The sequence below is a fragment of the Kocuria sp. ChxB genome, from assembly GCF_044359605.1.
GTDB lineage: Bacteria > Actinomycetota > Actinomycetes > Actinomycetales > Micrococcaceae > Kocuria > Kocuria rhizophila.
Genome location: NZ_CP121123.1, coordinates 855,699 through 874,365, shown reverse-complemented (window position 1 = coordinate 874,365; position 18,667 = coordinate 855,699). Strand labels below are relative to the sequence as shown.

The following is an 18,667-nucleotide window of genomic DNA, read 5'->3' as shown; positions in this document are numbered from 1 at the left end:
GCGGCGCGCCTGCCCGACCGTGAGCGACCGGGGGTGCCCAGCGGCGTCGTCGGCGGCCTGGGTCTCAACCCGCCCACTCGCCGGACGTCGTGGAGGACGCCATGTGGACCCAATCGCTCGACACCCTGGGCAGCCTGCCCCTGACCGCCCTGGTGGCCGCCATTCCCATTGTCGTGTTCCTCGCGTGCATGATGCTCTTCAAGCTCACGGGCCTGAAGTCGGGTGTCATCGCCCTGGTGGTGCAGGTGCTTGTGGCGCTGTTCGTGTTCCACATGCCCGTGACCGCCGTGGCGGGGGCCGGTCTGCTGGGCCTGCTCACCGCGCTGTGGCCCATCGCGTACATCATCGTGATGGCCGTGTGGCTGTACCGGCTGAGCGTGCGCTCGGGGCGTTTCGACATCATCCGCTCCTCGATCGCGGGGGTGTCCGCTGACCAGCGGATCCAGGTGCTGCTCATCGCCTTCGCGTTCGGCGCGTTCCTGGAGGGCGTGGCCGGGTTCGGCGTGCCCATTGCGATCTGCGCCGCGCTGCTCGTGCAGCTGGGCTTCCCGCCCGTCCGCGCCGCGGTGCTGTGCCTCGTGGCCAACGTGGCGGCGGGTGCCTACGGAGCGATCGGTGTCCCCGTGCTCGTGGGCGCCCAGGTCACCGGCATGGAGGTGCAGGACCTCTCCCGGGCCATGGTGATCCTGCTGCAGCCGCTCACGTTCCTGGTGCCGTTCCTGCTGGTGTGGATGGTGGACGGCCTGCGCGGCCTGCGCGAGACCTGGCTCCCGGCGCTCGTGTCCTCCGCGGTGTTCTGCCTGGTGCAGGGCGGACTGCTGTGGTTCATGGGCCCCGAGCTCGCGGACCTCGCCGCCGGTCTGCTGGCCATGGTGTCCCTGTTCGCGCTGTGCCACGTGTGGTCCCCGCGCCGGGTGTCCCGCGCGCCTGAGGCCCCCGAGACCGCGGAGGCCAGCCACCCCCTCGGAGAGGTGGTGCGCGCCTGGAGCCCGTTCTACATCCTCACCGGCGTGATCCTCGTGTGGTCCATTCCCGCCGTGCAGCACCTGTTCACCAAGGGTGCCCTCGGGTTCACCACCCTCAAGGTGCCCATGCCCGGACTGACCGGCCACGTGACCACCGCCGCGGGCACCGTGGTGAACGCCACCTGGACCTTCTCCATCCTGGGCGCCACCGGCACCGCCATCCTGATCGCGGTTCTCATCACCTTCTTCACCACCCCGCAGCTGCACGTGAAGGAGCTCGTGGAGGAGCTGCGCGGCGCGCTCAAGGCGCTGGGCCCGGCCATCGTGCTGATCGCCGTGATCCTCATGCTCGCGAACATCGCCAACTACTCCGGCGGCTCCACCGCCATGGGCACCGCGCTCGCCGCTGCCGGGCCGATCTTCCCGCTGTTCGCGCCCATCATCGGCTGGATCGGGGTGTTCCTCACCGGCTCCGTGGTCAACAACAACACGCTGTTCGCGCCGCTGCAGGTGGCCACCGCGGAGGGCATCGGGGCCAGCCCGGCCCTGCTGGTGGGCACCAACACGGCCGGCGGCACCACTGCCAAGGTGATCTCCCCGCAGTCCATCGCGATCGCGGCGGGTGCCGTGGGCCTCAACGGCCGCGAGGCGGAGATCATGCGCGGTTCGCTCATGTACAGCCTGGGCATGCTTGCGGTGATGTGCGTGTGGACGTTCGGGCTCACCATGGTCTGAGCCACCCACACGCCACACCGGCCTCGCGGCGCCCACCCTGTTGCAGGGTGGGCGCCGCGCGCCATACTGGCTCCGCACACCTCGAGCCACGCTGGCTCATGTGCAGAAGGAGCCGGACGTGCTGCGCCCGGGGGACGACGACGCCGCACCGCCGGTCCCGCACCTGCGTCCCCTCGCGGAGACGGATGCCTCCGCGCCCACCGGGTGACCCGGTGTCACCGCCTCACGAACGAGGCGCGGTGAGCCAGTCCAGGAGCTCGGGCCACACGGCCTCGCCCACTGCGCGGCGGAGCAGGCCGTGGTGGCCGATCCGCGCGACCCCCAGCTGCTCGGGAGCGTACGTGCGGTGCTCCACGGTCGCGGACGTGAGCCGTGCGGTCAGCGCCGTCATCTGCGCCGGGCTCGCCCAGGAGTCATCCGAGGCGCCCAGGGCCAGGACGTGTTGCGTCACCGACGCGGCCCGGGCCGGGGCGTCCATGGACGGGTCGTCGAAGAAGTAGCCCCGGTGGCGAGCCCACGTGCCCCACTCGATCATGGCTGCCGCGGGAATGTCCTCGCCGATCCCGAGCTTCCTACCGGGCATGTACCCCAGAGTTCGGCTGATCGCGGGACCCACCACGTGGAGCATCGCAGCCACGCGCAGCTTCTCCTTCGCGGGGGTCACCGTGCGGGTGTCCGCCACGTGGGAGGACACGATGGCGAACCTGTCGAGCGCCTCGAGGCCCTGTCCCAGCACCATGGCGTGCCCACCGATGCTGTGGCCCACCGCCGTCACCGGCAGGTCCGGGAACCGGGCACGCGCCCAGGCGGCGACCGCGGGCACGTCACCGCCCATCCAATCCCGCATGCGCAGGTGCCTGTGCTCACGGGGATCGCCCGAGCGCCCGGTGCCGCGGTAGTCGTAGGTCACGGCGGCGAGTCCGCGCCCCACCACGTACTCGGCGAACGCCCTGTAGAACCGTTCCGGGGTCGCGGTGGCCGGGTGCACCACGACGACGCCGCTAGGTTCCTCCGCGGGCAGCCACACCGTGCCGACCACGGTCTCGGATCCCACGGGGACGGACAGGCTCTCGATGCGCACGGGGGTGCTCTGGGCGTCTCGCATGAAAGTTACTTTAGGGTACGAAGCATGCGCCGCCACGGGCTCCAGCACCGGTCGTAGCCCTGTGACGGGAGCGGTCGGCGCGCAGCGCTGGTGCCTGGACCTACTCCGCCCGGTGGCCACCGGTGCCCGAGCCCAGGTAGAACCGGGCCGCGTTGGCCCAGAACACGTTCTCCACGTGCTCCGCAGGAACAGCCCCCTCGATCACCCGAAGATCCTCGTCCCGGAACGGCCGCTCCGCCCGGGTGGAGGGCAGATCCGTGCCGACCATGAGCGCGGTGGGGTCCACGTCCACGATCGCGCGCACCACCGCGGCGGGATCCAGGTGGGCACGGCCGAAGCCGGTGGCCTTGACCTTCACGCTGCGCTCCACGAGCCGCAGCAGCGCGGGCAGCCCGTCCTCGTGCATCCCCAGGTGGTCGATGCTCGCCGCGGGCAGCGCGGCAATGCGCCGTGAGAGCGTCTCGTCGATGCTGCGCGCGTCGATGTAGAACTCCGCGTGCCAGCCGGCCAGCTCGTGAACGCGCCGGGCCAGCCGTTCGAGGTCGTCCAGGTCAGCAGACCCGCCGCGGGCCACGTTGAACCGCACCGCCCGCACTCCCGCGCGGTCGAGATCGAGGATCCGGGCGTCGTCGGCGTCCGCGGGGAGCTGGGTGACGCCCACGAACCCGGGGCCGAGCGCGCGCAGCGCCTCGATCAGGTACCCCTGGTCGAAGCCCTGGAACGCCCCCGAGACCACCGCCCCGCCCGCGATCCCGAGACCGCTGACGCGCCGCCGGTAGTCCGCCACGGTGAACGGCTCGGGCAGGTACCCGCGGTTCTCCACCAGGGGATGGGCAGGGTCGATGATGTGCAGGTGCGAGTCGAACACGCGCTGTTCCATGGGCTCCCTCTCTCGTGCCGTGGTGCGCTTGAGTCGGCCGGAACGACGCCGCCCGCTGGCCTCGCGCACGATTCGTGCGGTCTCGTGCGAGCTCCGTCCCGGCCACCGTTCCATGGGCCGTGCGGTGCTCACCGCACCGGTCGAGGCCACGCACCCCTGAGCACCCGCACCGCGGCGCCGGAGAGCGCGAGCGCCCCGGAGAGTCCGAGGGCCAGGACGCCGTGCTCGACACCGAACGCGCCACCTGCCGCGTACCCGGTGACCAGGCAGAGTGTCACGATCCAACGGTACGCGGCCCAGCACCGTGCCTGCTCCGTGACCGGGACGGCGTCCAGGATGGTGCGGGACACGGCCGCGTTGAAGGCCCCGTTGGCGGCACCGCCCGCCAGGAACAGGGGCACGCCCCACGGCGCACCGGGCAGGAACACGGCGAGCGCGAGGAACACGGCACCCATGGTGGCGGCGCCGGTGACGAGCAGCGGCGTCGTCGTGCCGGGTGCGCGGCCCGCGAGCTGCCCACCGAGAACGACTCCGAGCCCCCACAGTCCCCACGCGAGACCTACCGCCGCGGCGGTCCACCCCGCGGGGCCGGTGAGGGCGAACACCCCGGCCACCCCTTCGAGCGATGTGGCGAACACGGTCCATCTCAGCAGCACCAGTCCGGCGATCCCGAACGCCCCGGGGGCCGCGAGGCGTCGGAAGCCGAGCCACACGCCGCGTTCGCGGGAAGTGTCCAGGGGGACGGGGGTGCGGCCGGTGACGCCGAGGGCGACGGCGGCCAGGGCCAGGAACGTGGCGGCGTTGACCAGCAGCAGTGGCGCGATCCCGCCGACCCCGAACGCCACACCCCCGAGTGCCGCACCGAGGGCCTGGGACAGCCCGTTGACGGTGGCCAGGTGCCCGCCCGTGCGCTGGTGGTCCCGGCTGTGCACCGCGATGAGCTTGTTCGCCACGGGTCCGGTGAGAGCCGCGACCGAACTGGCCGCCGCAACGCATCCCACGACCACGACATCCTGCCGGGCCACGGCCATGAGGCCGAACAGTCCCGCCTGGACCACCAGGGAGGCGGGCCACCACCACCAGCGCAGTGAGCGGTCCGCAAGCACGCCGCCGAACAGTCCCAGGGCGAGGGACGGAATGGCCTGCGCCAGCAGGATCGCGGAGAGCAGCTGCGGGGAACCCGCCTGGGCGGCGCGCAGGGAGAAGGCGACCGCGGCGACGTCGTCCCCGCACGAGGACAGCAGCAGGCCCGCCAGCAGCACCGTGAGTCGGAGGCCGTGGCGTGTGGGCGCGCCCGTCACGCGCGGCGGTCCCCCAGGTGCGTGGGCAGCCACAGGGCCTCCCACGCGGGGGCCTCCTGCTGCATGTTGGCCGTGCGCTCGGGCACCTCCTCCGGGAGCCAGTAGCGCCCGGCGTCACGCTGCAGGTAGCCGTACTCCACGAGTTCGCGGCGCCAGAACGCCCAGTCCTCGACCACGGGGCGGAGGACGTCGTTCACCTCGGGTTCCGTGTACGTGTGCCCCGCGGAGAACAGCGAGAGCAGGTGCAGCAGCACGTGCACGCGGGCCTTGCGGCGGGCCGGGACGGAGACCACCCGGCCGTCGTGGAGGAACCGGCCGAGGGCCCTGCGGTGCTCGGCCTCGGCACGCTGCCACTGCTCGGATGCTGCGTCCGGAACCGACGGCGCGGAGCTGGGAGGCAGCGCGGGGCTGGGAGGTGGGGCGGCGGCGTCGTTCTTTCGCAGGAGGTCGGCGCGGGCCGCGGTGTAGGGCTGACCGGTGGCGCGCATGCGGGCGCGGACCAGTTGTTTGAAGTCGCTGTGGTGAGTCATCTCGTACCTGGACCGGGCCATGCACCCCCAGCGTGATCGCCCGGCGGGACGAGGACGGACAGCAGTTCGAGGAACCGAGGATCTTCTCCCCTTCGCCGGGGCGCCGGAGCTGGGGTCCGTGCGCGGGCTGGGCGTCGGTTCACGCCGTCTGGACGTGAGTATGCCACATCACATGCGGGTGCTCGGTGGCAGCGGAGATGGTTGTGCGAACCGGAGCCGAGGTCTGTCCTGGGCGGAGTGCGTTGAATAAACTGGAGGTGCGGCGCGAGGACGGCCGTTTCGGGGATCGCCGAAGTGTGCCGGAGCTGCACCGCGGACAGTGCAGGGAGAACTCAAGGAGGAGTTTGTCATGGCACGCATGAACGCAGCAGAGGTCGAGGCCTTCGGTGAGGATCTGGTCGTCGGCGAGCACGCGATCCCCGAACCCGGACCCCACCAGGCCCTCGTGAAGCTCATTGCTTCCGGGGTGTGCCACACGGATCTGCACGCCGCGGGAGGTGACTGGCCCGTCAAGCCCAAGCTGCCCCTGATCCCCGGCCACGAGGGCGTGGGCGTTGTGGAGAAGCTCGGCCCGGAGGTCACCGAGCTCGAGGTCGGGCAGATGGTCGGCAACGCGTGGCTGTGGTCCGCGTGCGGCAACTGCGACCACTGCCGCACCGGCTGGGAGACGCTGTGCGAGCAGCAGGTCAACGGCGGCTACGGCATCGACGGCTCCTTCGGGGAGTACATGCTGGTGGACGCCCGCTACGCCGCCGTCATCCCGGAGGGGGCGGACCCCTACGAGATCGCGCCTGTGCTGTGCGCGGGGGTGACCGTGTACAAGGGACTCAAGCAGACCGAGGTCAAGCCGGGACAGTGGGTGGTGATCTCCGGCATCGGCGGACTCGGGCACCTCGCCGTGCAGTACGCGGTGGCCATGGGCATGCGCGTGGTGGCCGTGGACGTCTCCGACGACAAGCTGGCACTCGCCACCAAGCACGGCGCGGAAATCACGGTCAACGCGTTCGCCGAGGACCCCGCAGACGTCATCCAGGAGAGGATCGGGGGCAGCCACGGTGTGCTCGTCACGGCGGTGCACCCCCAGGCCTTCGGCCAGGCCATCGGCATGACCCGCCGCGGCGGCACGATCGTGTTCAACGGTCTGCCCCCGGGGGACTTCCCCGCTCCGATCTTCGACATCGTCCTCAAGGGGCTCACCATCCGCGGGTCGATCGTGGGCACCCGTCAGGACATGATCGAGGCCCTGGAGTTCTATGCCGCCGGCAAGATCCACCCCACGTTCAGCAAGCGACCGCTCGAGGACATCAACGCGATCTTCGACGAGATGCAGCACGGCAAGATCGACGGCCGCGTGGTGATCGAGTACTGATCCGGGCGGTGCCGCGGCCCTGTCCACCGGGAAGGAAGCCACCACACCGCGCGCGCCACGACGACGCCGCCCCGGGGGAGCAGTTCCCCAGGGCGGCGTCGTCGCCGTCTACCCTGCGAGATCGAGTTCCGCGAATCCCGTGGCCGCCATCCAGAACCCCACGAGACCGGCAACCCACAGGAGCGTGATCTTTGCTTCCCGCTCGAGGACGGGGACGAGTTTCTCCAGGCGGGGCCAGATCCGGTCGCCCAGGACACGGGCGCCGATGAGCAGGATCACGGCGGGCAGCACCATCACCAGGCAGTACCCCGCGAGCAGGGCAAGACGTGTGGGCCAGCCGATGGGCATTGCCGTAATGATCCCGTTCGCGGCGAGGTACGGCACCATCGTGGCCGCTTCCGTGAGCGCGGCTCCGCCGCCCAGGGCGATCATCGCTCCGGGGTTCAGGGAACGCGGGGCCTGGCGGGGTGTCTCCCGCGTGGTCGGATCGGGTGCCAGGATTCCGAACGCGAGCAGGCCCACGCCCGCAATCAGCTTGAACCACTGGGCGGGTTCGCTGTCCCAGACTCTGCCGGCCACGTCGGAGACCAGATCGAAACCCAGTGTGATGGCCAAGCCGAGCGCGAAGTAGATCAGCACCACGGTGGCGAAGTAGATCACCAGGGGCACCACGTCGACGCGCCGTCGGGAGAGCACCAAGACGATGGGGATTACCAGCGTTCCCAGGCTCATGCTGTCCAGCAGGGCCAGTCCGGTCAGAGCCAGGAGATCACCCATGTGCGACCCTCTCGTACGATCGTATGAACTGCCCTGACCATACACTTGTACGAGAGGTGGTGGGAAGATGCCGGAGCAGCAGATGTCGGGTGACGGTGCACCGAGTCGCCAGCGCATTGCGGAGGCGGCGATCACAGTCATCGCCCACCGTGGATTCGACGTGGTGAGTGTGCGCAGCGTGGCACAGGAGTCCGGGCTGTCCGCGGGGACCGTGCAGTACCACTACAGAACACGTAAGGACCTCCTGGTCGCGGCCCTGGAGCGTTCCGTGGAGCGGCAGACGCAGCGCGTCATGGCTGCTCGCGGTCAGTCGGGTCACCGCGCGTCACTCACGCGCACCCTGCGCGAGCTGCTGCCGGGGGAGGGGGTGCGCGATGAGGATGCGGCCGTCTGGGTCAGTTTTGGCGCCGCGGCCTCCACGCGGGACTGGCTGGCCGAGCTGTACTGGGACGAGATGCGCACCTTCCAGACGCTGGTGCGCCAGGCACTGACCCGCGCGCAGGAGGACGGCGTGCTCCGCGACGGACTGAGCCCGGAGACCGCCGCGCCTCTGGTCACAGCCCTGGTGAACGGGCTGACGCTGGACTGCCTCAACGCGCCGGATCCCGTGCGTCGCGGCGTCGAGGACGCTCTGGATCGTGGGCTCTCGCTGCTCCTCTCGGACTGAGGCGGGTCGGACGCGGGCGGAGTCAGGCCGAGCAATGCCACCGGGGTCGAACCGTTCCCGGGGGCGGCCCGGGCGAGACCGCCCGCGCCTGGGCGCCATCCCGGGGAGGACGGGCCAGGGCTCAGCGCGCGAACGTGTCCTGCAGGGCGCCCCGGGGTGACCACAGGGCCACGGAGTCGCCCACGTGGTCCGGCAGATCTGCGTCCGGCTGCTGATCGGAGGTGTCCGCGCCGTCTACAGCGGGTTCCGTGTGGAGGTGCAGCTGCTGGCCCGGCGCCAGGACGCACCCCCTACCCACGGTCATGCTGTGGCCCCGGGAAGCCCGGATGCTGTAGCCGGAGGCGTCCACCGGGTGCGGCGAGGTGTTGTGGAGGACCACGTGCCCGCGGGTGCACGAACGCGGCTCCGGGTCCTGGCCGGTCGCGCCCACCACGCGCAGACCCTCGTTGTCGGGGAACGGTTCGGACCCCTGCACGTGGCGGGCCAGCTGCACGGGGAAGTCCCCAGTGATCCGGTCCACCCCGAGTGCCACCATCCGGTCGTAGGCGTCCGGAGAGTCCACGGTGTACACGCCCACGCTGAGGCCCGCGGCCCTGACCCGTTGCACGGCCGCGGCGTCCAGCGGTCGGTACTCGGTGCCCACCGCGTGCGCGTAGCCGGCAATCTCGCCCAGCTCCGCGGCCGCGGGCACCACGTCCGCCAGCTGCTGCAGGGGGATCTCCGGGACCAGCGCCGCGAACGTCCGGTTGGAGGCGGCGTCGTAGCCCAGGACCTCCACCCGGCCGTTCCGCACCAGCGACTGCCACTCGGGCCTGCGCTGCAGCGAGTCGGCGAGGACCTGCTCGATGCCCGGCGAGTTCTGGGGCGACTTGACCTCGATGAACACCCCGATCCGGTCACCGGCGACCGCGGCGGCGTCGTCCAGGTGCGGGATCCGCTCGCCGTGGAACGCGGTGGAGAAGTGCGAGCCCACCTCGAGCCGCTGCAGCTCCGCCCACGTGAAGGAGGTGATCGGGTCGCGCTCGCGGCCGGGGAAGACCCTGGCCGCGTCGGTCGTGCGGGCGGGGGTGTCGTCGTGGAACGCGAACGGCACTCCGTCCGCGGAGAGCTGGACGTCCAGTTCGAAGAAGTCCGCGCGGGAAGAACGGGCCTGCCGGAATGCGCACACGGTGTTCTCGGGGGCGGTGCCGGCCGCGCCGCGGTGGCCGACCAGCAGGGGAGTGTGCATGGGCTGGGCCGGGCGGGGCACGGTGGGATCCGGGACGGTCAACGGGGCGGCAGGGCAGGCTTCCGCGCGGTGGGGACGGCGGTCAGGGCACGCGGGTGCCGGAGCGGTGTGGGGTGAGGAGCAGGACACGGTGCGGTGGCCTTTCGGAGGGATCTGCAGAGGGGCGTGCGAGCAGACCGTGGCCTATCCCAACGGGTCGCCCTTCGTGCGGTCCAGGGCCACTCGCACCAGTGCGGAGGCCAGGACGGGCAGCTGCTCGGGGTCCACGAGGTCCGCCAGCGCGGCGGCGTCCTCCGGCAGGCCGACGCGGCGGGCACCGGCGAGCGCCTTCTTGTCGACGTGCGGAGCCAGCATCGGCCACACGCCCTGTGCTTCACGCGCGAAGATGGACGCGCCGGTGGGCCCGATGCCGGGGAAATCCTGCAGCCGGCGGAGAATCCCCGAGGCGTCGTCGGAGGCGTCCCGCAGCGCTCGCAGGTCACCGCCCCAGGTGTCCAGGATCAGGTCCGCGCCGTTGCCCAGCATGGTGGAGGTGCGCTCGTCGTAGCGCTTGTACCCGCCACGGCCCAGGGCGGCCACCCGCTGGCGCCAGGAGGAGTTTCGCATCGCCTCGGGGGTGCGGAACCCGGCGTCGAACAGCGCGCGGGCAGAGGCCACCGCCGCGGGTGCCCCGATCCGGGCGGAGAGCAGATTGGCCAGCACGAGCAACTGGTAGAGAGGAGCGGGAGCGTCCCGCAGCTCGATCCCCGCCTCCTGCGCGTATGTGCGGCCGTGCCGCTCCAGCAGCGCGTCCACGGTCTGCGCAGGGGTTCGGGCCACGGCGGCGGTCCTCTCGGTGCGGCTCGGCGGGTTCCGGCCCCCGGAGGACGACGACGCCGCGCGGCTCGCGGGGGTCGGCGTCACTGGTCGGCAGGCCGTTCGTCCAGCCTAGAACCGCTGAGCCCGGGAGGTCGAGCGGCCCGTGAGCACGTGCCGTGGGACGCCGTGGGCTGAGCGGGCGGCGGAAAGGCGGCCGATCGGCGTCGTGATGCGGCGGAGGATGGCGAGCAGGAGGGAAAGGATTCCGCTGGCGGCCAACTCCTCGTGGGGAAGGTCACTGATCAATAGACTGATGACCAACGCCGCCCCGTTCTGTGCGAGCAATCGAGCACCCTGCGGGCGGCGGTCCAACTGATCGGTCACGACGGAAGGCAGTGCCATGGCAGAGAGCAACGAGAACATCCAGAAGGTCCGCGACATCATCAAGGGCACGCGCGTCGCCATGCTCACCCACGTGGACGAGGACGGCCGCCTGGTCTCCAAGCCCATGGCCACGCAGGAGGTCGACTTCGACGGCACAGTGCGCTTCATCGCGGAGCGCGCCTCCGACCAGGGCATGGACATCCAGAAGAACCCGAACGTGAACGTGGCCTACTCGGGCAACGGTGCCTGGGTGTCGCTGAGCGGCACGGCGCGCATCGTCAACGACACGGACAAGCTGCGTGAGCTGTGGAGCTCCTTCACCGGTTCCTGGCTGGAGGGCGGCCCCGAGAACCCCAACAACGTGCTCATCGAGATTGACGCGGACACCGCCGAGTACTGGGACACTCCGGGTGGCAGCAAGGTCACCCAGGTGGCCAACCTGATCAAGGCCAAGGTCACCGGCAACACCGTGGACGGTGAGAACGAGGTCGTGGATCTCTGATCGCAGCGACGTCGTTGCGGACCTGACCGGGCCGTGCTCGCACCGTGCGGGCGCGGCCCGTTGCCGTTCCACGGTTCGCCGCACCACCAGGTGGCATCCAGCTGGCCACCAGGTGCCGTGGCGGCTCCCGTGGGACGATTCCCATGAGGGCGAGCCACAGGACCCGCTCACCCCGACCGCACCAGTGACCGGCCCCGAACGGGCCGAGAAGAGGAGCCCGATCATCATGGAGACGACCCCGAACAGTGTGTGGACCTTCCTCTCCCACGTGGAGTTCCCCGCCGAGATGGCCCCGTTCCTGGTGGCCGGTGAGGTCCCCGTGGCCTCCTTCAAGACCGTGCGGGACACCGCCACGTTCACCAACCGCCGTCTGATCGTGCGGGACGCCCAGGGGCTGCGCGGCAAGAAGATCGAGACGGTGTCCATTCCCTACTCCAGCATCAGCATGTGGTCCACGGAGAACGCCGGGACCCTGGACTTCAACGCGGAGATCCAGCTCTGGACGCGCGCCGGCGTCATGAAGATCAACGTGGGCCGCGGCATCGACGTCGTTGCACTGGACCAGCTCATCGCCCACTCCGTCCTCGGCTGAGCACGTGGGGCCCGTCGACCTCGGCGGGTGACCAGTTCACCGTGTGCCCCGTGCAGATGCGCGGGGCACACTGCGTTGTCCGGCTCGCGCGCCGGGGGGTGCTGATGCGTCCCGGTGATCAGGGGCGGTCACGTGGCGGCGTTGGTGTGTCCGTCGGCAGCCACACCCACCCTTCGCGGGCGACGACGGACGCCAGCTCAGGTGGCGAGGGCTCGCAACTGCCGAGATCCACCTCTCGTGCCACCAGGGCGGCGACGACGGCGTCCAGCACGTTGTCGTCCGCCCGGCACATCGACTCGTGCCCCGACCACTCGAACCACGGCAGGTGCTTCACCAGGCGCGTTACCAGGTCGTGACGGTGGATCGCGTTCTTGCTCCCCTTGTAGCCACGGTGCGGGAGTCCCCAACGGGCCAGCGCGGCCGCCGGGTACACCTCGCACGCGCGCCCCGAACCGTCCCGGGGGACGTCGAGTCCGGCATCGAGAAGGCGGCTCTCCAGAGCGGCCCAGCGCAGCGCGGGATACGCAATCCGGTCCGTGGAGACGCTCAGGGGGATCAGGCCTGTGCGAGAGCGCACGTGGAGATCCGTGGTGCGCTGGGCCATGCTGCGGCGCCACGCCGAATCGGTCGAGGGCGGAGCGGTCACCTGCCCGGCGGCCTGGGCACAGATGTAGTCCACGAACGGTGAGGGCCAGCCGAAGGGAACGTCGATCCCTGCTCGGTGCGCGTCGCGGACCACGGCCAGCACGTCGTCATCCGTCGCACCGAGGTCCACCCGTTCCACCACCACCCGGCCGGGTTCCTCCCGGATCACGGCGATGCCCGTGCGCGCGGGGTCCGCCGCGAGGTCCACTCCTGCGTATCGGCGGCACGTCCGCGTCTGCGCATCGGGCCCGACGCGCTGAGCGGAAGCGTGGGAGGGGGACACGGGCTCACCAGTCATGGGGCCACCCTAGGCCGCAGGGCCTGAGCGGTGCCTACCATGGTGCATGACTGTTCGCATGCTGTCGATCGAGACCGTGGTCCCCGAGACCGTCATCCGGCAGGAGGACGTCACCCGGCTGTTCGCGGGGCAGCCGGGTATGACGCGCCTGGGCTCGCGGCTCGTACGCTCCGCGTTCGACGGCGCCGGGGTGGCCACGCGCCACACCGTGCTCCCCGAGCTGGCGGAGGCCACCGCCCGCGCGTCGCACGCTCCCACCGCTGGCCCGGAGGACGACCGGGAGCGGGGGCAGTTGACGCCCCCGCGGACGCCGCACGGGGAACCCCCGGGTGACGACGCCGCGGCGTCGCCGTTCGTGGATCCCGTCACCGGTCACCTGCTCTCACCCGGCACCCACGCCAGGAACCAGATCTACACGCGGAACGCCCGGGAGCTGTTCGTGGCCGCGGGCAGGGCGGCGCTGAGCGGCGTCGGCCCCGGGATCACCGCGGCGGACGTGACCCACGTGGTCACGGTGTCCTGCACCGGGTTCTTCGCGCCGGGCCCGGACGTGCGTGTGGCCAAGGACCTGGGGCTGCCCGCGGACGTCAAACGTGTGCACCTGGGATTCATGGGGTGCAACGCGGCCTTCCCCGCGCTGCAGACGGCGGCGACCGCGTGCCGCGCGGACCCGGACGCCGTGGTGCTCGTGGTGTGCGTGGAACTGTGCACCCTGCACCTGCACGTGCGCAACGATCCCGACACCGTGATGGGCAACGCCCTGTTCGCGGACGGCGCGGCCGCTGCTGTGGTGACCGCGCGCGACGTCGCCGTCCCCGGCGCCGCACTCGAGCTCGTGGACTTCGAGACCACCCTGGCGCCCGTGGGCGAGGACGAGCTCGCGTGGAGCGTGGGGGACGAGGGCTTCGAGATGATCCTGGGGACCTACGTGCCCCGCATCATCGACGACCACGTGACGGACGCCCTCGCGCCCCTGCTCCGGCGCACGGGTCTCGCTGTGGAGGACATCCCGCAGTGGGCCGTTCACCCGGGCGGGCGCAGCATCCTGGACAAGGTGGAGTCCCGGCTGGGGCTGAGCGCCGAGCAGATGGCGCCCTCGCGTGCGGTGCTCCGCGATGCGGGGAACATGAGCAGTGTGACCATCCTCTTCGTCCTGGCCCGCCTGCTGCACACCGGAATGTCCGGGCACGTGGCGGCCATGGCGTTCGGGCCGGGCCTGAGCATCGAGTCCGCCCTGCTCCGGTTGCTCCCCGCCGCGCAGCGCTGATGGATCTCCTCCTGCGCCGCCGGTCCGTGGGCGAGCCCGAGCTCATGGACGACCCCGCGTGCGATCCCGTGGCCCTGGACAACACCTACCGGTTGTTCGGGGTGATCAATCCGCTCGTAGCGTCCTGGCGGCCGGTGTACCGCCGGCACCTGCGACCCGCTCTGCGGGCGGCCGCGCGACAGGGGCGCCCGGCCACGGTGCTGGACGTGGGGTGCGGGGGCGGGGACGTCGCCCGGGCCGTTGCGCGCTGGGCTCATCGGGACGGACTCGACGTGCGGGTCACGGGCATCGACCCCGATGAGCGGGCCACCCGGTGGGCCGCGGCCCACGACCGCGGGGCCGGGATCACCTACCGCACGGTGGCCAGTGGCGCGCTGGTGGAGGCGGGGGAGAGCTACGACGCGGTGATCTCCAACCACATGCTGCATCACCTCACCCCCGGGGAACTGGCCGGGGTGCTCTCCGACTCCGAGGCACTGGCCCGCGGGGTGGCGGTGCACAACGACCTGCGCCGCAGCCGTACGGCGTGGCTCATCTACTGGGTGGCCACGCTGCCCCTGGCCCGCGCCCGCACCTTCGTGCGCTTCGACGGGCTGCTCTCGATCCGGCGCAGCCACACTCCCGCCGAGCTGGCCACGGCTCTACCCCCTGGCTGGCAGGCCGTGGGGCAGCGATTCTTCCGGCTGCTCGCGGTGCACCGCGCACCGGAGACGATGCCGCCCCGGACGGGCCGGGGCCGCGCGTAGCCGGTGCCACCGGGCAGGACTCAGGCGGAGCCGGGCCGGACGTCCTGGTCCCAGCCCTGCTGCGGGGTGTCGCAGGTCTCACGGAACACGAACTGGGAGGGGCGCTTGCGCTCGCGGCTGGACCAGTCGATCGCGGGGCGGTGCGTGCGCTCGGGCACGTAGCCCAGCCGGTACACGGCCATGAGCTCCAGGTCGTCCGGGACGTGCAGCATGTCCACGATCCGCTGCCACTGGTGCGGGGCCTCCATGGGGAAGGACACGAACTGGATGCCCATGCCCAGCTCCACCGTGGTCAGCCACAGGTTCTCCATGGCCGCGCCCATGCTGAACACGGAGTAGAACCCCGAGAGCTCCTCCGGGCGGTACTCGCCGCGTTCGAGCATCACCCCGATCAGCAGGGGTGAGCCCGCCACGAGCTTGCGGTTCTCCTCACCCAGGGTCTGCGGGACGCGCAGCCTGTTCATGAGGGCCTGCCCGGACGGTGTGAACGCCCGGGAGGTGAACGGGCGCAGCAGGGCGGGCAGCTTGTCGAAGAGCATGCCGCTGCGCAGGGTGTCCATCTCCTTCTGGCTGAACCGGAAGTACTTCTTGTACCGGTCGAAGAACGTGCCCGCGCCCATCACCTCGGTCATGCTCTCGCCACTGATGCGGGCGACCGTCTCAATGGTGTCCCGGTCCTCGATCAGCACGAACCGCCACGGCTGGCTGTTGAACTGGGACGGTGCGGCGGCGGCCGCACGGATCAGCAGCTGCTGGTGCCCGGGGCTCACCGGGTCTGGTCGGAACGGACCGTTGGTGGTCCGCCGGTTGAACACGACATCCAGGAATTCCACGATTCACCTCCAGGCCAGCACGAGACCGGCCACGTAGCAGGGGGCCGCCGCGATGGCGTCCCGGGTGTGTCGCCGCAGCGGACGGGCGCCGTGGCGCTGCAGCAGGAACAGGGGAGCCAGGGCAGGGGCCAGCGCGAGCGGCGTCGTCGAACGCGCCCTCAGCCCGGCGGCGCACGCGGCCGCAGTGAGCGACGAGGTGGCGATGTACAGGCCGTGGTGGACCCAGCGCACGTTCGAGGTGTCGAGCAGGCCGAGGGCCACCGAGCCGCCCAGGGCGCAGTTCGCCGTGTACGACGCCGCCGCGGCCGTGACGAGCGTTCTCACCGGGTCCATGGCTCTCCTTCACGACGGCGTGCTCCTTCTGGCCATCGTGTCACAGGTCACGGCGCCGCCCGGGGACGCAGTGACCCGGAGCCCGGGGACTTGGGGCCACCGTGTGGGAGCGGTCGCGGCGCGCCTCACGGCGCTACGAGCCTCGGGGTTGCGGGAAGCAAGCACTACGATCGGGGCGTGGCCCCCGCACAGATCTTCTCCGTGATCATTCCCACCCTGCAGCGTTCGCGAGAGCTGCCCGAGTTGGTGGAGCTGTGCGCCGTGCATCCCACGGTCCTCGAGGTGATCGTGGTCAACAACCACCCGGACCCGCTGGACTTCGGCCGGGAGAATGTGCGCGTGCTGCAGCAGGAACGGAACATCTACGTGAACCCGGCCTGGAACCTGGGGGTGCGGGAAGCGCGGGCGGAGTATCTGGCGATCATCAACGACGATGTCTTGTTCGACCCGGCGCTCCTGGACCTTGCGGCTCGAGCCGTGACAGCGCCGTTCACCGGCCTCGTGGGCATCGATCCACTGCACATGAACCGGGCCGAGTCCCTCCCGCCCAAGATCCGCCTCGCCTCGCACCATCTGATCTGCTCGGGATTTGGCATGTTCATGTGCATGCCCAAGAGCAACTACGTGCCGATCCCGGAGGAGATGAAGATCTGGGGCGGGGACGACGTCCTCTACATGAGTCAGCGCTGGCCGAACAAGGTGATCATGGGCCCGTGGATCCGCTCCGAGGTGGGGACCACATCGTCCGACGCGACCTTTTCGCCGTTCCTGGAGCACGACGGGCGGATCTGTGAGCGCTATCTGCGTGACGAGGTGGGATGGCGGTGGTGGCACCGCCCTGAGGAGTGGGTGCTGGCCATCCGCAGGCTGCGACATCGTCTTGCGGGTCGTGGTGGTCGAGTTCGACACCTGGATCCGGCCGGCGGGGAGCAGGCACCCGGCACTGAGGTGGGATGAGTGGCCCCCGCACAGATCTTCTCCGTGATCATTCCCACCCTGCAGCGTTCGCGAGAGCTGCACGAGTTGGTGGCGTTGTGTGCCACGCACCCCACGGTCCGTGAGGTGATCGTGGTCAACAACCACCCGGACCCGTTGGACTTCAGGTACGAGAACGTGCGGGTGCTGCAGCAGGAGCGGAACATCTACGTGAACCCAGCGTGGAACCTGGGGGCGCGGGAGGCGCGGGCGGAGTTCCTGGCGATCATCAACGACGACGTCCTGTTCGACCCCGTGGTCCTCGACGTCGCCGCCGAATTCGTGGTGAAGCCGCGCCGGGGGATCCTGGCCCTGGAGGGGACCTTCCTCAACCGCGAGCACGCCACGCGCCCCAGGCTGCGGGTGGCCGGGAGCAACCTAATCGGCAACAGCTTCGGCATGTTCATGTGCCTGCGCAGGGAGAACTACGTGCCCATCCCCGAGGACCTCAAGGTGTGGGGCGGGGACGACTGGCTCTTCTTCCACCAGCCGTGGCCCAACTGGGCGCTCATGGGACCCCGAGTGCGCAGCGAGGTGAGTGTGACCAGCTCTGAGGGGCAGTTCCAGCAGATGCTGGGTGAAGAGAGCTCACGCGCACAGGAGTACGTGCGGGACATGTATGGCTCCCGGTGGTGGCACCGCCCCGTGGACGCTCTGGTGGCCCTGAGGGTGGCGCGAGGGCGCGTGAAAGAAGCCGCAGCCCGTTGGCGAACCCGCACCCGCCCGGGAGGGTGAACTTCCCCTCCACACGTGTGCAGGGCCGCCCACCGGTGGGGTGGGCGGCCCTGCACGCGTGAGAGCGGCTCGCCCGTCGCCCCAGGGGGCCCGGGTGCGTGACTGGCACGCGCCTTCTTGGAGTTACTGCGGCGGAACTCGCCGGTGTGCACCACGGTGCCGGATTCCTCGTCGTAGTAGAACTCTGAGACAGCCTGGCCCCGGGGCGCCGCGCTGGCGTCTCCCTCGAGCGGGTACCGGTAGGTGACCCTGAGGTTGGCGTCGTCCACGCGTGCCACCTTCGGCTCGAATTCCGCACTGGGAGTTCGGCGCTGGATGTGCAATAGCAAACGCCAAGACCGGGGGGTCTTCGTCTGTCCGCCACGGGGCGGGATCTGTGTCGCCGCACGTCAGGCGGCGGTTCCAGTCGAGATCACGGTTGGATCACACTTCTGGACGGTGGCCCGTCACCGGGCGTCAGCCGATGCCCGGGGGCCACTCGCCGGCGTGGTCGATGGACTCGGTGTCCGGGTTCCAGGTGTAGGTGGAGACGGCTCGGCCGCGGGCCTCTGCGTTGCTCTCGTCCCCCTCCACGTACGTGTAGGTGACCTGGATGGAGGAGTCGGTGAGCCGCTGAGTGGCGGGGTGGAAGCCGATGGGCTTGGACGTGGTGGTGCCCAGGTAGTCGCCCTGGTGGAAGAGCATCTGCTGCCGCGGGGACGAGCCCGTTCCGCCGCCGATCAGGGTGATCCAGGAGAGATCTGCGCACGGATCGTAGCCATCGCTGTCCTCAACGGTCCAGGACGAGGGATCGGCGACGCCCGGCACATCCGCCAGATGCGCGCTCACGGCGGCCTCGGCGCCGCTCGCACCGCACGTTTCCTGACCGGCCGGAGCGCTTGCCGAGGCGCTCTTCGCGCCAGACTCCTTGGTCGGCTCTGGCGCGGATTCCGTGGTGCGCTCCGGGGTCGGCTGCCCGGCTGGTTCCGACGACTCCTCGGGTGCTGGCGACGCCGCCTGCGA

The 18,667-nt window shown here is 70.7% G+C and carries 20 protein-coding genes; 9 read left to right on the top strand and 11 right to left on the bottom strand.

The window, feature by feature from the left end; genetic code table 11:
- The first annotated feature begins 101 nt into the window (after positions 1-101).
- On the top strand, positions 102-1,700 hold the full coding sequence (locus tag P8S73_RS03775) for an L-lactate permease (RefSeq protein ID WP_019309550.1): 1,599 nt from the start codon (positions 102-104) through the stop codon (positions 1,698-1,700).
- Between the two features lie 223 nt (positions 1,701-1,923).
- Here P8S73_RS03775 and P8S73_RS03770 read toward each other — a convergent pair whose 3' ends face one another.
- The 4 genes from P8S73_RS03770 to P8S73_RS03755 form a co-directional block, all read right to left on the bottom strand.
- Positions 1,924-2,805 (bottom strand): serine aminopeptidase domain-containing protein, encoded by an 882-nt coding sequence (locus P8S73_RS03770; protein WP_102613232.1) that lies wholly within the window; start codon positions 2,803-2,805, stop codon positions 1,924-1,926.
- A 100-nt stretch (positions 2,806-2,905) separates the two neighbouring features.
- Positions 2,906-3,685 (bottom strand): amidohydrolase, encoded by a 780-nt coding sequence (locus tag P8S73_RS03765; protein WP_102613231.1) that lies wholly within the window; start codon positions 3,683-3,685, stop codon positions 2,906-2,908.
- Positions 3,686-3,813: 128 nt separating this feature from the next.
- Positions 3,814-4,986, bottom strand: a complete 1,173-nt coding sequence (locus P8S73_RS03760; protein ID WP_183085945.1) for an MFS transporter — start codon at positions 4,984-4,986, stop codon at positions 3,814-3,816.
- Positions 4,983-5,516, bottom strand: a complete 534-nt coding sequence (locus tag P8S73_RS03755; protein WP_102613229.1) for a DUF2087 domain-containing protein — start codon at positions 5,514-5,516, stop codon at positions 4,983-4,985. Before P8S73_RS03755 ends, P8S73_RS03760 begins: the two co-directional genes overlap by 4 nt.
- Positions 5,517-5,865: 349 nt before the next feature.
- Between P8S73_RS03755 and adhP the strand changes: the two genes are divergently transcribed.
- Positions 5,866-6,885, top strand: a complete 1,020-nt coding sequence (gene adhP / locus P8S73_RS03750) for an alcohol dehydrogenase AdhP (protein WP_144802310.1) — start codon at positions 5,866-5,868, stop codon at positions 6,883-6,885.
- 108 nt (positions 6,886-6,993) lie between these two features.
- Here the strand turns inward: adhP and P8S73_RS03745 are convergent, their stop codons facing one another.
- Positions 6,994-7,662 carry a GAP family protein gene (locus P8S73_RS03745; protein ID WP_191550988.1) on the bottom strand — a complete coding sequence of 223 codons (669 nt, stop codon included), beginning with the start codon at positions 7,660-7,662 and terminating at the stop codon, positions 6,994-6,996.
- 67 nt (positions 7,663-7,729) lie between these two features.
- Between P8S73_RS03745 and P8S73_RS03740 the strand changes: the two genes are divergently transcribed.
- Complete coding sequence (locus tag P8S73_RS03740; RefSeq protein WP_191550989.1) at positions 7,730-8,329, top strand: TetR/AcrR family transcriptional regulator; 600 nt, start codon at positions 7,730-7,732, stop codon at positions 8,327-8,329.
- 121 nt (positions 8,330-8,450) lie between these two features.
- On the opposite strand, the gene P8S73_RS03735 is transcribed toward P8S73_RS03740, so the two are convergent.
- Both P8S73_RS03735 and P8S73_RS03730 read right to left on the bottom strand, forming a co-directional pair.
- On the bottom strand, positions 8,451-9,557 hold the full coding sequence (locus P8S73_RS03735; protein ID WP_249494026.1) for a glycerophosphodiester phosphodiesterase family protein: 1,107 nt from the start codon (positions 9,555-9,557) through the stop codon (positions 8,451-8,453).
- Positions 9,558-9,740: 183 nt separating this feature from the next.
- Positions 9,741-10,376 carry an endonuclease gene (locus P8S73_RS03730; RefSeq protein WP_019309541.1) on the bottom strand — a complete coding sequence of 212 codons (636 nt, stop codon included), beginning with the start codon at positions 10,374-10,376 and terminating at the stop codon, positions 9,741-9,743.
- A 379-nt stretch (positions 10,377-10,755) separates the two neighbouring features.
- Between P8S73_RS03730 and P8S73_RS03725 the strand changes: the two genes are divergently transcribed.
- Together P8S73_RS03725 and P8S73_RS03720 are read left to right on the top strand one after the other, a co-directional pair.
- Complete coding sequence (locus P8S73_RS03725; protein WP_249494025.1) at positions 10,756-11,241, top strand: pyridoxamine 5'-phosphate oxidase family protein; 486 nt, start codon at positions 10,756-10,758, stop codon at positions 11,239-11,241.
- A 226-nt stretch (positions 11,242-11,467) separates the two neighbouring features.
- Entirely contained in the window at positions 11,468-11,833 is a 366-nt protein-coding gene (locus P8S73_RS03720; protein ID WP_019309538.1) for a PH domain-containing protein, read from the top strand.
- A gap of 118 nt (positions 11,834-11,951) precedes the next feature.
- Here the strand turns inward: P8S73_RS03720 and P8S73_RS03715 are convergent, their stop codons facing one another.
- Complete coding sequence (locus tag P8S73_RS03715; protein ID WP_348614348.1) at positions 11,952-12,776, bottom strand: DUF429 domain-containing protein; 825 nt, start codon at positions 12,774-12,776, stop codon at positions 11,952-11,954.
- Between the two features lie 46 nt (positions 12,777-12,822).
- On the opposite strand from P8S73_RS03715, the gene P8S73_RS03710 reads away from it, so the two are divergent.
- Both P8S73_RS03710 and P8S73_RS03705 read left to right on the top strand, forming a co-directional pair.
- Entirely contained in the window at positions 12,823-14,043 is a 1,221-nt protein-coding gene (locus P8S73_RS03710; protein ID WP_039101699.1) for a type III polyketide synthase, read from the top strand.
- Positions 14,043-14,789, top strand: a complete 747-nt coding sequence (locus P8S73_RS03705) for a class I SAM-dependent methyltransferase (RefSeq protein ID WP_259906291.1) — start codon at positions 14,043-14,045, stop codon at positions 14,787-14,789. The genes P8S73_RS03710 and P8S73_RS03705 overlap by 1 nt, the downstream gene beginning before the upstream one ends.
- Positions 14,790-14,809: 20 nt before the next feature.
- On the opposite strand, the gene P8S73_RS03700 is transcribed toward P8S73_RS03705, so the two are convergent.
- Together P8S73_RS03700 and P8S73_RS03695 are read right to left on the bottom strand one after the other, a co-directional pair.
- A complete protein-coding gene (locus tag P8S73_RS03700; RefSeq protein WP_396350518.1) occupies positions 14,810-15,622 on the bottom strand; it encodes a nitroreductase family protein in 813 nt (270 codons plus the stop codon).
- A gap of 3 nt (positions 15,623-15,625) precedes the next feature.
- Positions 15,626-15,955: a hypothetical protein gene (locus P8S73_RS03695; protein ID WP_019309534.1), complete on the bottom strand. Its 330-nt coding sequence runs from the start codon at positions 15,953-15,955 to the stop codon at positions 15,626-15,628.
- Positions 15,956-16,132: 177 nt separating this feature from the next.
- Here P8S73_RS03695 and P8S73_RS03690 point away from each other — a divergent pair, with 177 nt between their 5' ends.
- Together P8S73_RS03690 and P8S73_RS03685 are read left to right on the top strand one after the other, a co-directional pair.
- A complete protein-coding gene (locus P8S73_RS03690) occupies positions 16,133-16,912 on the top strand; it encodes a glycosyltransferase family 2 protein (RefSeq protein ID WP_052239317.1) in 780 nt (259 codons plus the stop codon).
- Complete coding sequence (locus P8S73_RS03685; RefSeq protein ID WP_070636776.1) at positions 16,913-17,665, top strand: glycosyltransferase family 2 protein; 753 nt, start codon at positions 16,913-16,915, stop codon at positions 17,663-17,665. It begins immediately after the preceding gene.
- Positions 17,666-18,121: 456 nt separating this feature from the next.
- Here P8S73_RS03685 and P8S73_RS03680 read toward each other — a convergent pair whose 3' ends face one another.
- The gene (locus P8S73_RS03680; RefSeq protein ID WP_052239318.1) at positions 18,122-18,493 is read right to left on the bottom strand and encodes an LppP/LprE family lipoprotein; all 372 of its coding nucleotides are present in this window, start codon (positions 18,491-18,493) and stop codon (positions 18,122-18,124) included.
- Positions 18,494-18,667 lie beyond the last annotated feature (174 nt).

Coding starts and splice junctions, on each gene's coding strand:
- P8S73_RS03775 (WP_019309550.1), top strand. CDS start 102: ATGTGGACCCAATCGCTCGACACCCTGGGCAGCCTGCCCCTGACCGCC.
- P8S73_RS03770 (WP_102613232.1), bottom strand. CDS start 2,805: ATGCGAGACGCCCAGAGCACCCCCGTGCGCATCGAGAGCCTGTCCGTC.
- P8S73_RS03765 (WP_102613231.1), bottom strand. CDS start 3,685: ATGGAACAGCGCGTGTTCGACTCGCACCTGCACATCATCGACCCTGCC.
- P8S73_RS03755 (WP_102613229.1), bottom strand. CDS start 5,516: ATGACTCACCACAGCGACTTCAAACAACTGGTCCGCGCCCGCATGCGC.
- adhP (WP_144802310.1), top strand. CDS start 5,866: ATGGCACGCATGAACGCAGCAGAGGTCGAGGCCTTCGGTGAGGATCTG.
- P8S73_RS03745 (WP_191550988.1), bottom strand. CDS start 7,662: ATGGGTGATCTCCTGGCTCTGACCGGACTGGCCCTGCTGGACAGCATG.
- P8S73_RS03740 (WP_191550989.1), top strand. CDS start 7,730: ATGCCGGAGCAGCAGATGTCGGGTGACGGTGCACCGAGTCGCCAGCGC.
- P8S73_RS03735 (WP_249494026.1), bottom strand. CDS start 9,557: ATGCACACTCCCCTGCTGGTCGGCCACCGCGGCGCGGCCGGCACCGCC.
- P8S73_RS03725 (WP_249494025.1), top strand. CDS start 10,756: ATGGCAGAGAGCAACGAGAACATCCAGAAGGTCCGCGACATCATCAAG.
- P8S73_RS03720 (WP_019309538.1), top strand. CDS start 11,468: ATGGAGACGACCCCGAACAGTGTGTGGACCTTCCTCTCCCACGTGGAG.
- P8S73_RS03715 (WP_348614348.1), bottom strand. CDS start 12,776: ATGACTGGTGAGCCCGTGTCCCCCTCCCACGCTTCCGCTCAGCGCGTC.
- P8S73_RS03710 (WP_039101699.1), top strand. CDS start 12,823: ATGACTGTTCGCATGCTGTCGATCGAGACCGTGGTCCCCGAGACCGTC.
- P8S73_RS03705 (WP_259906291.1), top strand. CDS start 14,043: ATGGATCTCCTCCTGCGCCGCCGGTCCGTGGGCGAGCCCGAGCTCATG.
- P8S73_RS03695 (WP_019309534.1), bottom strand. CDS start 15,955: ATGGACCCGGTGAGAACGCTCGTCACGGCCGCGGCGGCGTCGTACACG.